This window comes from Nocardioides sp. NPDC127503, assembly GCF_040302165.1.
In the GTDB taxonomy this organism is placed as follows: domain Bacteria; phylum Actinomycetota; class Actinomycetes; order Propionibacteriales; family Nocardioidaceae; genus Nocardioides.
The window spans coordinates 277,217-291,727 of record NZ_JBEORH010000004.1 but is presented as its reverse complement, the minus strand read 5'-3'; the positions used below and the strand labels follow the sequence as shown (position 1 = coordinate 291,727).

Below are 14,511 nucleotides of genomic sequence, written 5' to 3'. Positions count from 1 at the left end.
CCCGAGTAGGTCGAATTGGCGGCCGAGTCGTTAGTTGTGGCGGACGAAAGTAGAGTTTCGTCCGCCATTTCTGCGATTTCGGCGGTTGGTTAGGGGAGGGCGAAGAAGTTGGGTTCCACCTCGGTGGCGAGGTTGTCTTTCAGGAGGCCTTCGAGAGCCCGTTGCCGTTGGGTTTCGTCGGACCAGACGACGTCGAGGCGGCTGCGGTGGACGGGGGAGTCGGCGTCGCGGAGAACGGCCATCAGGCGACCGCGGCACTGGCGGTCGGTGCCGGCCCAGGTTTGGACCTTGCGAGGCGGGCCGTCGTACGCCGGGTGGCCGGCCGCGCGCCAGGCGCACTGGTCGGCGACCGGGCAGCGGGCGCAGGACGGGTTGGCCGCGGTGCAGACGAGGGCACCGAGCTCCATGACGGCGACCGACCAGGTGGCGGCGGTCGGCTCGTCCTGCGGGAGTACGCCGGCGGCGAGCTCGCGCTCGGCCTTGTTGACCGACTGCGCGGGGAACTCGACGCCGCTGAGCGTCCTGGCGAAGACGCGGCGTACGTTCGTGTCGAGGACGACGTGGCGCTTGCCGTAGGCGAAGGTGGCGATCGCTGCCGCGGTGTAGTCGCCGACACCCGGGAGCGCGATCAGCTCGTCGTACGTCGCCGGCACCTCGCCGCCGTGATGCTCGACGATCGCGGTGGCGGCCGCGTGCAGCCGCAGCGCCCGCCTGGGGTAGCCGAGGCGGCCCCAGGCGCGTACGGCCTCGCCGGTCGGCTCCGCGGCCAGGTCGGCCGGGGTCGGCCAGCGCTCCATCCAGGCCTCGTGGACGGGGAGTACGCGGGAGACCGGGGTCTGCTGGAGCATGAACTCGCTGACCATCACCGACCACGGTGTCGCGGTCGCGGAGCGCCAGGGGAGGTCGCGGGCGTTGGCGTCGTACCAGTCCAGGACGGCGTCGTGGAGAACTGTCACACCCAGATTGTGCCGTGCGACAGGTATTGCCACGGAGTGGCACCCCGAAACCCGGGCACGGGATCATTACGGTGTCGCCTATGGCCCGCTCGAGAAGGACTGGAGGACGGCTGCCAGCCGCGGTCTACTGGCGCCGGCGGCTGGCGGTGCTCGGCATCGTCCTGCTCCTGATCGTCGGGATCTCGCGGTTCTTCCTCAGCGGTTCCGACGCGGCGGACGACACCGCGACCCCCGTGGCCGACGAGCCCACCGCGACCGTGACGGTCACGCCGACGCCCAGCGCGAAGCCGTCGAAGGAGGCGGGCAACGCGGGCGGCAACAACAAGCCCAAGAAGCCGAAGAGCAGCGCCCCGCCGGAGCCGACCGGCGAGTGCTCGCCCTCCGACATCATCGTCGAGCCGGCCGTCACCGACGGCTACTCCTACGACAACGTCACCATTCCGCTGCAGCTGCGTACGGTGAAGGCGTCTGCGTGCACCTGGAAGCTCTCCGCGGACGCGCTCCAGGTGCGGATCTCGCAGAAGGGCGGCGACCTGGTCTGGTCGACGGTCGACTGCGCCAAGGCGGTGCCGACCAAGGAGATCGTCGTACGCCGCGACGTCGTCACCACGCTGCCCCTGACCTGGACCGGCCGCCGTGTCGTCGCCGGCGAGTGCACCGACCACGGCCCATGGGTGAAGCCGAACTTCTTCGTGATCGTCGCCTCTGCCCTCGGTGGCGAACCGTCCTCGGCCACCTTCGGCCTCTACAAGCCCGGCTCCGCCCTGTCGCGTACGGAACCCGACTCCCCGGTCAACTGACCGCCGAGGCGTCACTCCCGTCGGCCGAGATGGCACCGGTGTGCCGACTCGGCCGACGTAACTGACGCCTCGGCCGACGCGGGTGACGCCTCGGCGAGGGGTCAGACGTAGCGCTCGAGGATGGTGGACTCGGCGAGGCGGGAGAGGCCCTCGCGTACGGAGCGGGCGCGGAGCTCGCCGACGCCCTCGACGGCCTGGAGGTCGTCGACGCTGGCGGAGAGGAGCTTCTGCAGGGTGCCGAAGTGGTCGACCAGGCGGTCGACGACGGCAGGTGGCAGGCGGGGGACCTTCGCGAGGAGGCGGTAGCCGCGCGGGGCGACGGCGCCGTCGAGCGCGTCGGAGGTGGTCAGGCCCAGGACCCGGGCGGTGGCGGCCGGGTCGACGAGCTCGGCGGAGTTGAGCGCCTCGAGCTCGGCCAGCAGCTCCTCGGGGCTGCGGGCGCGACGGCCGCGGGGGAGGTAGTCACGGATGACCATCTCGCGCTCAGCGTCGACGCCGGTGATGAGCTCCTCCAGCTGCAGGGACAGCAGCCGGCCGTCGGTGCCGAGCTCGAGCACATAGTCCTCGATCTCGCGGGCGATGCGGGTGACCATCTCGAGGCGCTGGGCCACGACGGCCACGTCGCGCACGGTCACCAGGTCCTCGATCTCGAGCGCGGACAAGGTGGACGCCACCTCGTCGAGGCGCAGCTTGTAGCGCTCCAGGGTCGCCAGCGCCTGGTTGGCGCGGGAGAGGATCTGGCCGGAGTCCTCCAGGACGTGGCGGGTCTCCCCGACGTACGCAGCGATGATCTGCATCGACTGGGACACCGAGATCACCGGGTGGCCGGTCTGCTTCGCGACCCGGTCGGCGGTGCGGTGCCGGGTGCCGGTCTCGGTCGAGGGGATGGTGTGGTCGGGCATGAGGTGGACTGCGGCCTGGACGATGCGGCTCAGCGAGTCGTCGACGATGATCGCCCCATCCATCTTGGCGAGCTCGCGCAGGCCGGTGGAGGTGAACGGAACGTCGAGCGTGAAGCCACCGGTCGATATCCCATCGACCATCTTGTCGTAGCCGAGCACGATCAGCGCGCCGGTGCGGCCGCGGAGGATCCGCTCGAGCCCGTCACGCAGCGGTGTCCCGGGCGCGATCAGGGCAAGCGTCTCGCGCAGTCGGATGGAGTCCGCGGTGCGGTCGGCGGGCACGAGATTCCTTTCGGAGTGGGATGGGGCGATTCTAACCGTGGATCCAACCGTAATGCCGAGAACGTTCGGCCACGAGTCACCAAGCCGATCACACCAAGCGGAGGAATTCCAGCGCACCACTGATGCTATGCACCTCAAAGACACGCATCCCGTCGACTTCGCGCTCATTCGGACGGTTGGGCACGGGCGCTCCGGGGTCGGCCGGAACGACGGCCACGGTGAACCCGAGCCGTGCCGCTTCGGAGAGCCGCTGGTCGAGATCGCGCACCCGACGCAGCTCGCCGGCGAGGCCGATCTCCCCGAGCGCGACCACTCCGCGCGGCGTCGGCGTGCCGGTGTGGCTGGAGGCGACCGCGAGCGCCAGCGCCAGGTCGGCGGCCGGGTCGCTGATCCGGGCCCCGCCGACGGTCGAGGCGAACACGTCGCGACCCGAGAGACCGACCCTCGCGTGGCGCTGCAGGACGGCGAGGATCATCGCGAGCCGGGAGCCGTCCAACCCCGAGGTCGTACGCTTCGCCCGCTCCTCCGCGCCCAGCACGGTCAGCGCCTGGATCTCGGCGAGCAGCGGCCGGCGACCCTCCATCGTCACGGTGACGCACGTGCCGGGGACTGAGACGTGATGGGTCTCCACGAAAAGGCCCGACGGGTCCGTGACCGCAACGATGCCCTCCGAGGACAGGTCGAAGCAGCCCACCTCGTCGACCGGGCCGAAGCGGTTCTTCATCGCCCGCACCATCCGGAACCGTGAGTCGCGCGCGCCCTCGAAGTGGAGGACCACGTCGACCAGGTGCTCCAGCACCCGGGGCCCGGCGATCGCCCCGTCCTTGGTCACGTGGCCGACCACGACGGTCGTGATGTTGCGGGTCTTGGCCACCCGGATCAGCGCCGCCGCGACCTCGCGCACCTGGGTCACGCCACCGGGAACGCCCTCGACACCTGAGGCGCCGATGGTCTGCACCGAGTCGACCACGATCAGCTCGGGCCGGCTCTCCTCGATGTGGGTCAGCACCGCGCCGAGATCGGTCTCGGCGGCAAGATAGAGCTCGTCCTGGATCGCGTTGGTCCGGTCGGCACGCAGTCGCACCTGCGAGGCGGACTCCTCACCGGTCACGTAGAGCGCCCGGCGTCCGTAGCGCGCCGTCTGCGCCGCCACCTCGAGCAGCAGCGTCGACTTCCCTACGCCCGGCTCGCCGGCCAGCAGGATCGCGGCTCCCGGCACCAGCCCGCCACCGAGGACCCGGTCGAGCTCCGGCACTCCCGACGTACGCCGCTCCGACTCGGTCACCGACACCGTCCCGATCGGGACCGCCGCGGTGGAGACCGGTGTCGCCTGCGTACGTCCGATCGGGGCGGCCGCCTCGGCGACCGACCCCCACGCCTGGCACTCGCCGCAGCGACCGACCCACTTCGCGGTCTCCCAACCGCACTCGGAGCAGCGGTAGGTGGCGCGTTTGGACGAGCGAGCGGTAGCCATGCCCAGCAACCTAGACCAAGGCACCGACAGGAATGGGGCCGAAAGCATCGTGCGGGGTCAGCCTTCGTTACCATGGCTTGGAACGATCCAGAGTTCCACATCGGCATCAAGGGAGGCAGAGCGTGGCGGTGCCGCGTTCCGGCGGTCATATCTCGGCCGCTCCGCCGACCCTCGCGGACGTCGCGGAGCTGGCCGGTGTGTCGCGCCAGACGGTCTCGAACGCGGTCAACAATCCCGATCTGCTGCGTGCCGACACGCTGGCCAGGGTGCAGGACGCGATCGACAAGCTCGGCTATCAGCCCAACCGCGCCGCGCGCAGCCTGCGGACGCGAGCGAGCCACCTGATCGGCCTGCGGATGCCCGCCCTCCAGGAGGGCACGGCCAACGCGATGATGGACCGCTTCGTCCACTCCTTCGTCGAGGCTGCGGCCGATACCGGCTACCACGTGCTCCTCTTCTACGGTGACCCCGCCGACCCGCTCGACGGCTACGACGAGCTGCTCAGGTCGACCGCGGTCGACGCGTTCGTCGTGACCGACACCCACCTCGGCGGCCAGCAGACGACCTGGCTGCAGTCGCGGCGGGCGCGGTTCGTCTCCTTCGGACGCCCGTGGACGCAGCCCGACGCCAAGCACCCCTGGGTCGACGTCGACCTCGCCTACGGTGCCGAGATCGCCACCGAGCACCTGATCGAGCGCGGTCACTCCAAGATCGCCTGGATCGGCTGGCACAAGGACTCGCTCCTGGGTGAGGAGAGACGAAGCGGCTGGATCCACGCGATGCACACCCACGGCCTCTCGACCACCGGCCTGGCCTCGCGCACCGAGGACTCGATCAGCTCGGGCAAGGCCGCCGCCGACGCGATCCTCGACGAGACCGAGCCCACCGCGCTTGTCTGTGCCTCCGACACGCTCGCGATGGGCGTGCTCCACGCGCTCTTCGAGCGGCGGCTGCGGCTCGGTGAGGACATCGCGGTCGTCGGCTTCGACGACTCGCAGGTCGCTCAGACGGTGCCGCCGGGCATCACCTCCGTACGTCCTCCGCTCGAGGAGGCTGCACGCGAGCTGGTCAAGGCGCTCGAGGAGCTCCTCGCGACCCCGTCCTACGCCGCGCCCGGCGTGATGCTGAAACCCGCCCTGACCGTTCGAGGGTCTTCTTAGTTCACCGCTTCCGAGCGACGATGGCGTCATGGGAACTGAGAACATCGTCGTCATCGGTGCTGGTCTCGCCGCGGTCAGCGCCATCGAAACCCTTCGCGAGGAGGGGTACGCCGGCCGCCTGACCCTGGTCGGGAAGGAACCGGAGCTGCCCTACGAGCGACCGCAGCTCTCCAAGGACTTCCTGGCCGGCGCCAAGGAGTTCAAGCTCTCCCACGACGAGGCCTGGTACGCCGAGAGGGACGTCACCGTCCTCACCGGCACCACCGCGACCGCCCTGAACCTGGAGAACGGGACCGTCACGCTCGACAACGGCGACGACCTGCCCTTCGGCACCTTGCTCCTGGCCACGGGCGCCGAGCCGAAGACGCCGCCGATCCCCGGCATCGAGAACGCGGCGACCCTCCGCACCGTCGAGGACGCCCGCCGTATCAAGGGCGCCATCAAGCCCGGCACCCGGGTCGTCACGGTCGGCGGCGGCTGGATCGGGCTCGAGGTCGCGGCATCTGTCACCGCGCTCGGCGGGAGGGCGGTCGTGCTCGAAGCGGCCGCGCAGCCGCTGCTCAACGTCCTCGGCCCGGTGCTCGGCGAGCACGTCGCCGATCTCCACGCCCGCCACGGCGTCAAGATCCACACCGGGACGACTGTCGAGGCGATCGAGCCGAAGGCCGTACGCACCAGCGCCGGCACGATCCCCGCCGACATCGTCCTCGTCGCCGTCGGCGCGGCACCGTCCACGGACCTGGCCGCTGACGCCGGCCTCGAGGTCGGCGACGGCATCGTGGTCGACGAGGGGCTGCGTACGTCTGATCCTCGGGTCTTCGCCGCGGGCGACGTCGCGCTCGCGAAGCACACCGTGCACGGCCCGCTACGGGTCGAGCACTGGGACAACGCGATCAAGCAGGGCCGGCTGGCGGCGCGGTCGATGCTGGGGAAGGGCGGCGTCTACGACTGGCAGCCCTACTTCTTCACCGACCAGTTCGAGTTCTCGATGGAGTACGTCGGCCGCTCCGCGCCCGAGGACGAGGTGCTGCTCCGCGGCGACACCGACGGTGACGAGTTCATCGCGTACTGGCGGCGCGGTGCCACCGTCACCGCTGGGATGAACGTCGGGATCTGGGACGTCAACGACAAGCTCCGCGAGCTGGTCGGGACCGTTGCCGATCCCGACCAGCTCACCGAGTCACCCTGAGCGGGTCAGAAGCACTGCGAGGCGCTGTGGAAGACGCTCGACTGGATGCCGAGGTGGATGTGGTCGCTGTGGTCGGGGTAGCCCGGCCCGAGCACCTGCGGGAACGACTGGCGTGAGGCTCGCGCGATGCCGCACATGGTCGTCGCGCTGCTGCCGGGGACGAGATCCATCGCCCGGCCGTAGAGATGGTTGCTGTTGCTGGCCCCGCCGACCCGATCGTTGCAGGCCTTCGAGCGGTAGGCCGAGGTCACCCGCAGCGGGTTGTCGCCGAGCCGGTGCCGGATCGCCTCGGCCCGCCACATCGCCTGCATCAGGTTGGCCTTGACCTGCGCGACCGTCACCCCGGAGATCGGCGTCGGCCAGCCTCCGTAGCAGACGTCGTCGACCTCGCTCCACGCGAAGTGGACCGGGGTGCAGTCGTCGTCCTGGAGCGCGTAGATCTTGTTGAACGTGTTCGCCCCGGCGACGCCGTCGGCGGCGAGCCCGTAGGCGGACTGGAAGTTGCGGACCGCGGTCGTCGTCGCCGGGCCGTAGGACCCGTCGATCGAGAAGACCGTGCCGGAGGCCGCCCAGCCGGCGACCCGGATCTGCAGCTGGGTGACCGCGCCGCCGGAGGAGCCCTGCTGCAGGGTGCCGCTCCAGGTGTAGCAGGCGTCGGCGTGAGCCGGCGCGGCCGTGACGCTGACCGCGGCGAGCGAGGCCGCGACCGTGAGAAGGAGGGTGCCGATGACCGTGCCGAGCCGACGCCCGAGCCGTGGGATGTGGTGCATGGTGAAACTCCTTTCCTTGGGGGGAGTCTCAATGGTCACGCGTTTTCCTCGGCGGCGTGCAGTGATTCAGAAACGCTTCCACCAGAGGTTCACCGCGTAGTCGACATACGTCCCCTGGTGTTCTTCCAGGATCGCCGCCGCGGTACCGCGGTCGAACTCGATGCGTACGACCGCCTCCAGGTCCGCGCGTGAGCCGAAGGACCAGTCCATGTCGACGGGGAAGCGCGTCCAGCCATGCCTCGACCAGAACCGCTCCTGCTCGTCGGGCGGTGGGACCTTCGGGTAGCCGCGGCGGAACCACGCGCCGAAGCTCGACCGGGAGCCGTCGTTGTCGATCACCATCGCCACACCGCCGCGGCGCATCACCCGGTCGAGCTCGCCGAGCCCGGGCTCCGAGCCCGGGCCGAAGAAGTAGGACCAGCGCGCGTGCATGACGTCGACCGACGCCGGCGGCAGCGGAAGCCGCTGCGCGATCCCGTTGTGGACGGTGACGTTCGAGAGTCGCTTCGTACGCCGCCGGGCCAGCGTCACGAGGTCCGGATGGGGCTCGATGCCGGTGACGGTGCGTGCGGTCTCGGCGAACTTGGGCAGGTAGAACCCGGTCCCGCAGCCCAGGTCGAGGACGTCGCGTCCCGCCCATGGCCCGGTCTCGCCCATGGCGGTCCAGAGCCGACCGTGCGGGTCGAGCGCACGGTTCTCGATCTCGTACGTCGCGGTGTGGTTCCAGATGTTGGGGGACGGGATCGCGCCCGTCGCCCCCGGCAGGTCGAGCCTGGTCAGATCCGGACCTCGCCGCGGGGCGTGACGAACTGCGCGGCCAGGAGACCGGGGGTGCCGTGCTCGGCGACCCAGTCGATGTGGACGTTCTCGGCGGGCTTGCCGGTCCACGGGTCGACGCGTTCCTTCAGCTCGTCGCCGAGATAGTCCTTGACCCGCTCGGGGTCGCCGGAGATCTCCAGGCACGTGAGAGTGATGTCGGAGCCGGCGTTGCCGGGGTGCAGGTCGGGGGTCTCCCACTTGATGAAGTAGGGCAGCTGCGGGTCGGCGATCAGGCCGTTGATGCCGATCTGCTGCCAGTGGAGCTCGCGGCCGTCGGGGAGGTGACGGTTTCCGGGGACCGCCTTGCGGCCGAGCCGCTCCTCGATCGGGGTCATGTCGTCGACACCGATCACGAAGCCGATCCAGCCGCCACCGAGCGCGGAGCGGGCCTTGACGGCCTGCCCGAACGGGGCCTTGTCGCTGGCCGGGTGCTCGAGTGCCTCGACGACCTCGAGGTAGAGGCCGCCGCGCATCGGGAGGATGTAGTTGCGGGTGCCGAAGCGGGGGTGGACGCCGCCGTCGACGAACTCCTGGCCGAGCAGCTCACCGAGCTGCTTGGCGGTCTGTACCAAGCCATCGGGTCCTGCAGCGTACGAAACATGGTCCAGGCGCATGTAACGATTCTGAACTCTCGCTGAGAGAGAGACCAATCCAGGGTCACTATCTCTTGATGTCGAGATACACCCCGGGGTTCAGTGCCGCTCAGTGCGGGCTGGCGGGATGGAGCGCCAGCGCGGACCGCGACCGGACGTGCGCCTCGCAATGACGGACGAGCTCGGCGTACGCCGCCTTGCCCATCAGCTCGGTCAGCTCGGCCTGGTTGGTGAGGTAGACGGGCTCGACGGCGACATGGGCCTCGGTGTTGCCCGAGCAGTACCAGTCCAGGTCGTGGCCGCCCGGACCCCAGCCGCGCCGGTCGTACTCGGTGATCGTCACCTCGGTGTAGGTCGTCCCGTCGGTCAGCTCGACGTCGCGGAACGTACGCCGGATCGGCAGCTGCCAGCACACGTCCGGCTTCGTCTCGAAGTGCTCCCGGCCCTCGGCCGCGGCCAGGATGTGGAGAGCGCACCCCGATCCGCCGGCGAAGTCCGGCCGGTTGGCCAGGACGCACGACTCCTGCCCACGAAAATCCGTTACGCGGGTCTTCCGCTCGCCTTCGTCATCGAGCTCGACCCAGTCGTCGCTCTTCACCTCGCGCCCCGGGTGCTGCTCCCACAGATCCGGGGTCAGCTTCCGCACGAACTCCGCCGTCCGGGCCTCGTCCTCCTCGTCCGCGAAGTGCGCCCCGAGCGTGCAGCACCCCACATCCGGCGAGCTCTTGAACATCCCCGGGCAGCCGTTGCCGAAGATGCAGGAGTACGCCGACGTCAACCAGGTCAGGTCGCAGCGCATCCGCTCGTCCGGGTCGTCGGGGTTCACGAACTCCACCCACGCACGCGGGAAATCCAGGGGTACCTCAGGCACCTGCCAAGCCTACGCGGTCGATCTACCTCCGACGCTTCACCGAGCGCTCCACGGACGCAGCTTCTCGGGGTTGCGTACGGCCCAGATGCGGGTGATGCGGCCGTCGGCGATGTCGAAGGCGTAGACGGAGACGGTGGCGCCGTCCAGCTCTCCGACCAGGCCGGGCTGGCCGTTGACCGTGCACTCGCTCAGGGTCACTGCCGGGCCGCGAGCGGCGATGTCCATCCAGGCGTCGGCGATCTGCTCGGCGCCGCTGATCGGTTCGAGGAAGGCCAGGGCGAGGCCGCCGCCGTCGGCGGTGGCGATCGCCTGGGGGTCGAGCAGTCCGACGAGGGCCTCGATGTCTCGGGACTCCCAGGCCTGTTTGAAGCCCCGGACCAGGTCGGCGCGCTCGGTGGTCGACGGGTCGCGTGAGGTGTCGATGCGGCGTCGTGCGCTGGAGGCGAGCTGGCGGCAGGCCGCTGGGGTGCGTCCGACGACCTGGGCGATCTCGGCGAAGGTGTAGCGGAAGATGTCGTGCAGGACGAAGGAGACCCGCTCGGCGGGAGTCATGGAGTCCAGCACCACCAGGAAGGCCATGCTGATCGACTCGTCGAGGGTGACCCTGTCGGCGGGGTCGTCCGGGGCAGATCCGGTGCCGTCGAGCCAGCCGCCGGGCACCGGCTCCGGGATCCAGTCGCCGACATAGTGCTCGCGCCGGGCGCGTGCGGAGCCGAGCAGGTCCAGGCAGATCCGGCTGGCGACCGTCGTCATCCAGGCGCCGGGAGAGGCGATCGCCTCCCGTTGCTGCTCGGACAGGGCGTACCAGCGCGTGTAGGTCTCCTGCGCGACATCCTCGGCCTCGGCGAGCGAGCCGAGCAGGCGGTAGGCGAGGTTGATCAGCTGGCGGCGCTCACTGATCACCTCGGCGAGGTGCGGGTCGGTCATGGCGGCTCCTTCGTCTGCAGGTCTACAACCGATCCGACGAAACAGCGACCCGATCTGTGAGACCGCCTGACATTCCGTACGTCTCCTTCGTCGGAGGGGCAGCACCCACCACCAAGAACAGCACGGAGAACAAGGAGTCCGGACGTGATCAGCATCGGCATCATCCTCGGCAGCACCCGCCCCAACCGCAACGGCGCACAGGTCGCCCAGTGGGTCCAGGATCTGGCGTCGCACCGCGACGACGCGACCTTCGAGCTGGTCGATCTGCTCGATCACCCGCTCCCGCACCTGGACGAGCCCGTGCCGCCGATGTTCGGCCCGTCGGCCAACCAGCACACCCGCGACTGGGCCGCGCGGATCGCCCTGTTCGACGGGTTCGTGATCGTGACGCCGGAGTACAACGGCGGTATGCCCGGGGTCCTGAAGAACGCCATCGACCACGCCTGTGCGGAGTGGGCGAACAAGGCGGTCGGATTCGTCTCGTACGGGGTCAGCGGCGGCGCTCGGGCGGTTGCCCAGCTGCGTACGGTCTGCGGGACGTTGGGCATGGCCGACGTGAGCCGCCCGGTGGAGCTCTCGCTGTTCACCGACTTCGAGAACCACACCACCTTCGTGCCCGGCGAGCGGCACGCGGCAACGCTGACCGCCATGCTGGACCAGGTCGTCTCGTGGAGCACCGCGCTCGCGCCGCTGCGGGCCGCGGACGGCCTCGTCGGCGCTGCGGAGGCGCGATCATGAGCGCCGCAGGGGAGGAGACCGCGATCCGCCGACAGATCGAGAAGGTCGTCGAAGGGCTGCGGGCCAAGGACCTCGACGCCCTGCGAGAGCCGTACGCCCCCGATGTCGTCTCCTTCGACGTCGAACCGCCGCTCCAGCACGTCGGGATCGAGGCGAAGCTCGCCAACTGGGCGCGGGTCTTCCAGGTGTTCGAGACCGTGGACTACGAGCTGCGGGACCTCACGCTCACCATCGGCGCCGACGTGGCGTTCGGGCATGCCTTCGGCCGTCTCAGCGGGGCGATGAAGAACGGGGTCGCCACGGCTGGCATGTGGGTGCGGGTCACCTACGGGCTGCGCAAGATCGACGGCAGCTGGAGGATCGCGCACGACCAGGTGTCGGTGCCGTTGGACGTCCTCAGCGGCAACGGGATGGTCGATCTGGAGCCCTGACAGGCGCTCACCTCGGCGATTCGGGTGGCCGGGGCGGGCGGCGTATTCTGTAGGTACGGAGCCACCGCTCCGTATCCATTGTGTGTATCACCTCGCGCTGGCCCCGCCGGCGGACCAAGGCGGCACAGAGCCGCGGTTCGCAGCGGGAGGTTCGAAAGAGATGTCACAGCAGGGCGAGCAGAGTCTGGTGCGCGCCGTCGGAGGGACGTACTTCCCACTCGCGCTGGTCGCGCGGATGCCGTACGCGATGATGGTCGTCGGCGTGCTGACGCTCGTCGTCGCCGGCCGCGACTCGCTGGCGCTCGGCGGTCTGAACTCGGCGATGGTCGGGATCGGAGCCGCGTCGTGCGGTCCGCTTCTCGGTGCCGCGGTCGACCGGTTCGGCCAGCGCCGGGTGCTGCTGGTGGTCGGCGTCGCGAGCAGCGCGATGCTGGCCGCGATGGCCTGGGTGGTCTACAGCCCGCTGCCCGACGCGGCCGTGCTGGGCGTGGCGTTCCTGGTCGGCGCGACCGCCCCGCAGATCGCACCGCTGTCGCGATCCCGGCTCGTGGCGATCATCTCCGCCTGCATCGTCCCGGGACGTCGCGTGCGGGTGATCAACTCGACCATGGCCTACGAGTCGGCGGCCGACGAGATCGTCTTCATCGTCGGTCCCGCCGTCGCGGGCGTCCTCGCCGTCACGATCGACCCGTGGGCACCGGTCGTCGCCGCCGCGGTGCTCACCCTGGTCTTCGTCTCCGCCTTCGCCCTCCACCCGAGCGCCGCGACCGCGCAGGCCTCGTCCGGCCGTACGCCGGCTGCTGGCTCCGTGCGCGAGCTCGCTCGTCCGGGCGTGGTCGTCATCGTGGTCGGCATCCTCGGCGTCGGGCTCTTCTTCGGCTCGATGCTCACCTCGCTGACTGCGTTCATGGCCGACCACGGGCGTCCCGAGGAGGCCGGCCTGGTCTACGCCGCGATGGGTGTCGGGTCGGCCGCGCTGGCGCTGGGCGTCGCCGTCTTCCCGGTCGGCTTCACCTCGGCCGCGCGCTGGCTGGTCTTCGGCGGGCTGATGCTCGCCGGCGCCCTCGTGCTGCCCGGGGTGTCGTCGGTGACCGGGATGGTCGTCGCGCTGCTCGTCATCGGTCTCGGAATCGGGCCGACGCTGGTCACGCAGTACGGCCTCGGTGCCCGCCGCAGCCCGGTCGGCCGGTCGGCCACCGTGATGACCATGCTCGGCTCCGCGGTGATCCTCGGCCAGTCCCTCGCCTCCGCGATCACCGGCGGCGTCGCCGAACGCTGGGGTACCGAGGCGGCCCTGGCCCTGCCTGCCGCCGCCGCGCTCGTGGTCGTGCTCGCCGGAGCGGTCAACGCCCGGATCGGGGAGCGGCCGGTGCCCGCTGCGGCTGCCAGCCCCGAACGCGCTGCGGCCACCGCCGACCGCTGAACCGGGTGACGTTTTCGTAAAACGCACGGCATGGTTCGTTTTACGAAAACGTCGAGTCCGACTCTTCCGCCGCCGTCACCCCAGGCGATCGGATTGCGAGTCACCTGGGATGGCAGATGCCGGTGACGTACAAGGTGCACAAGCGCGATCGCTGGTAGTGCCTCGTCCATGCACAGGGGTTCCGCGCGGATGACGGTGTGGCACTAAAGTCGACCTATGCGTCTGGGCGTACTCGACATCGGATCGAACACGGGACACCTGCTCGTGGTCGACGCCCACGGCGGGGCGGCCCCGTCACCGGCGTACTCGTTCAAGCAGCCGTTGCGGCTGGCTGAGCACCTCGACGAAGCCGGGGATGTGACCGAGGAAGGGATCGAGGCACTGACCGCCTTCACGCGCGAATCGGTCGCGGTGGGGGAGGAGAAGGGCGTCTCGGAGATGCTGGCGTTCGCGACCTCGGCGGTGCGCGATGCCGGCAACTCGCAGCAGGTGCTCGACCGCGTACATGCCGAGACCGGGGTCGAGATCGAGGTCCTTCCCGGCGACGACGAGGCGCGGCTGACCTTCCTGGCCGTACGCCGCTGGTTCGGCTGGTCCGCCGGACGGCTCGCCGTCTTCGACATCGGCGGCGGCTCGCTGGAGATCGCGGCCGGCCTGGACGAGCAGCCGTACGTCGCCTGGTCGCTGCCGCTGGGTGCCGGCCGGCTCGCGCGCAGCTACTTCGGTGACCGGCCGACGGAGGAGGAGCTGCGCGAGCTGCGCCGGACGATCCGTGCCTCGATCGCCGAAGACGCGGGCAAGATACTGCGCGACGGCCACCCGGACATGGCGGTGGCGACCTCGAAGACGTTCCGCTCGCTGGCACGCATCTGCGGTGCCGCACCGAGCGGTGAGGGGCTGCGGGTGCGCCGCCAGCTGCCGCTGTCCGAGCTGCGTGAATGGATCCCGAAGCTGCTGGAGATGTCGCTCGAGGAGCTCTCCGAGCTGCCCGGGGTCAGCCCGTCACGGGCCCATCAGATCGTGCCCGGTGCGCTGGTCGCCGAGGCGTGCCTCGACATCTTCGACCTGCCCGCGTTCGAGATCTGTCCGTGGGCTCTGCGGGAGGGTCTGATCCTCGACCGTCTCGACCACCTGTCCTTCATCGGCAGTTCTAATCCTGGAAGCTCCGACTAGGAG

At 70.1% G+C, this 14,511-nt stretch carries 15 protein-coding genes; 7 read left to right on the top strand and 8 right to left on the bottom strand.

Features of this window, described 5'->3' with window-relative positions:
- Nucleotides 1–89: 89 nt before the first annotated feature.
- Nucleotides 90–956: an HhH-GPD family protein gene (locus tag ABTW65_RS11350; protein WP_350660182.1), complete on the bottom strand. Its 867-nt coding sequence runs from the start codon at nucleotides 954–956 to the stop codon at nucleotides 90–92.
- A gap of 80 nt (nucleotides 957–1,036) precedes the next feature.
- Here ABTW65_RS11350 and ABTW65_RS11345 point away from each other — a divergent pair, with 80 nt between their 5' ends.
- Complete coding sequence (locus ABTW65_RS11345; RefSeq protein ID WP_350660181.1) at nucleotides 1,037–1,756, top strand: hypothetical protein; 720 nt, start codon at nucleotides 1,037–1,039, stop codon at nucleotides 1,754–1,756.
- A gap of 101 nt (nucleotides 1,757–1,857) precedes the next feature.
- Here the strand turns inward: ABTW65_RS11345 and disA are convergent, their stop codons facing one another.
- A complete protein-coding gene (disA, locus tag ABTW65_RS11340; RefSeq protein WP_141801687.1) occupies nucleotides 1,858–2,940 on the bottom strand; it encodes a DNA integrity scanning diadenylate cyclase DisA in 1,083 nt (360 codons plus the stop codon).
- Between the two features lie 88 nt (nucleotides 2,941–3,028).
- Nucleotides 3,029–4,414, bottom strand: coding sequence for a DNA repair protein RadA (gene radA, locus ABTW65_RS11335; RefSeq protein ID WP_350660180.1), 1,386 nt, complete (start codon nucleotides 4,412–4,414; stop codon nucleotides 3,029–3,031).
- Between the two features lie 122 nt (nucleotides 4,415–4,536).
- Here radA and ABTW65_RS11330 point away from each other — a divergent pair, with 122 nt between their 5' ends.
- Entirely contained in the window at nucleotides 4,537–5,574 is a 1,038-nt protein-coding gene (locus ABTW65_RS11330; RefSeq protein ID WP_350660179.1) for a LacI family DNA-binding transcriptional regulator, read from the top strand.
- A 28-nt stretch (nucleotides 5,575–5,602) separates the two neighbouring features.
- Complete coding sequence (locus tag ABTW65_RS11325) at nucleotides 5,603–6,763, top strand: NAD(P)/FAD-dependent oxidoreductase (protein WP_350660178.1); 1,161 nt, start codon at nucleotides 5,603–5,605, stop codon at nucleotides 6,761–6,763.
- 5 nt (nucleotides 6,764–6,768) lie between these two features.
- On the opposite strand, the gene ABTW65_RS11320 is transcribed toward ABTW65_RS11325, so the two are convergent.
- From ABTW65_RS11320 to sigJ, 5 genes are all read right to left on the bottom strand, one after another.
- Nucleotides 6,769–7,533, bottom strand: coding sequence for a D-Ala-D-Ala carboxypeptidase family metallohydrolase (locus ABTW65_RS11320; protein ID WP_350660177.1), 765 nt, complete (start codon nucleotides 7,531–7,533; stop codon nucleotides 6,769–6,771).
- Between the two features lie 66 nt (nucleotides 7,534–7,599).
- Entirely contained in the window at nucleotides 7,600–8,190 is a 591-nt protein-coding gene (locus tag ABTW65_RS11315) for a class I SAM-dependent methyltransferase (protein ID WP_350660176.1), read from the bottom strand.
- A gap of 119 nt (nucleotides 8,191–8,309) precedes the next feature.
- Nucleotides 8,310–8,966: a VOC family protein gene (locus tag ABTW65_RS11310; RefSeq protein WP_160026421.1), complete on the bottom strand. Its 657-nt coding sequence runs from the start codon at nucleotides 8,964–8,966 to the stop codon at nucleotides 8,310–8,312.
- Nucleotides 8,967–9,054: 88 nt separating this feature from the next.
- The gene (locus ABTW65_RS11305; protein WP_350660174.1) at nucleotides 9,055–9,816 is read right to left on the bottom strand and encodes a DUF3109 family protein; all 762 of its coding nucleotides are present in this window, start codon (nucleotides 9,814–9,816) and stop codon (nucleotides 9,055–9,057) included.
- A 36-nt stretch (nucleotides 9,817–9,852) separates the two neighbouring features.
- Complete coding sequence (sigJ, locus tag ABTW65_RS11300; RefSeq protein ID WP_350660173.1) at nucleotides 9,853–10,743, bottom strand: RNA polymerase sigma factor SigJ; 891 nt, start codon at nucleotides 10,741–10,743, stop codon at nucleotides 9,853–9,855.
- Nucleotides 10,744–10,887: 144 nt separating this feature from the next.
- Here sigJ and ABTW65_RS11295 point away from each other — a divergent pair, with 144 nt between their 5' ends.
- From ABTW65_RS11295 to ABTW65_RS11280, 4 genes are all read left to right on the top strand, one after another.
- Nucleotides 10,888–11,481, top strand: a complete 594-nt coding sequence (locus ABTW65_RS11295; RefSeq protein WP_350660172.1) for an NADPH-dependent FMN reductase — start codon at nucleotides 10,888–10,890, stop codon at nucleotides 11,479–11,481.
- Nucleotides 11,478–11,912 carry a YybH family protein gene (locus ABTW65_RS11290; RefSeq protein WP_350660171.1) on the top strand — a complete coding sequence of 145 codons (435 nt, stop codon included), beginning with the start codon at nucleotides 11,478–11,480 and terminating at the stop codon, nucleotides 11,910–11,912. The genes ABTW65_RS11295 and ABTW65_RS11290 overlap by 4 nt, the downstream gene beginning before the upstream one ends.
- Nucleotides 11,913–12,072: 160 nt before the next feature.
- The gene (locus ABTW65_RS11285) at nucleotides 12,073–13,335 is read left to right on the top strand and encodes an MFS transporter (RefSeq protein ID WP_350660170.1); all 1,263 of its coding nucleotides are present in this window, start codon (nucleotides 12,073–12,075) and stop codon (nucleotides 13,333–13,335) included.
- A gap of 216 nt (nucleotides 13,336–13,551) precedes the next feature.
- Entirely contained in the window at nucleotides 13,552–14,508 is a 957-nt protein-coding gene (locus tag ABTW65_RS11280; RefSeq protein WP_350660169.1) for a Ppx/GppA family phosphatase, read from the top strand.
- Nucleotides 14,509–14,511 lie beyond the last annotated feature (3 nt).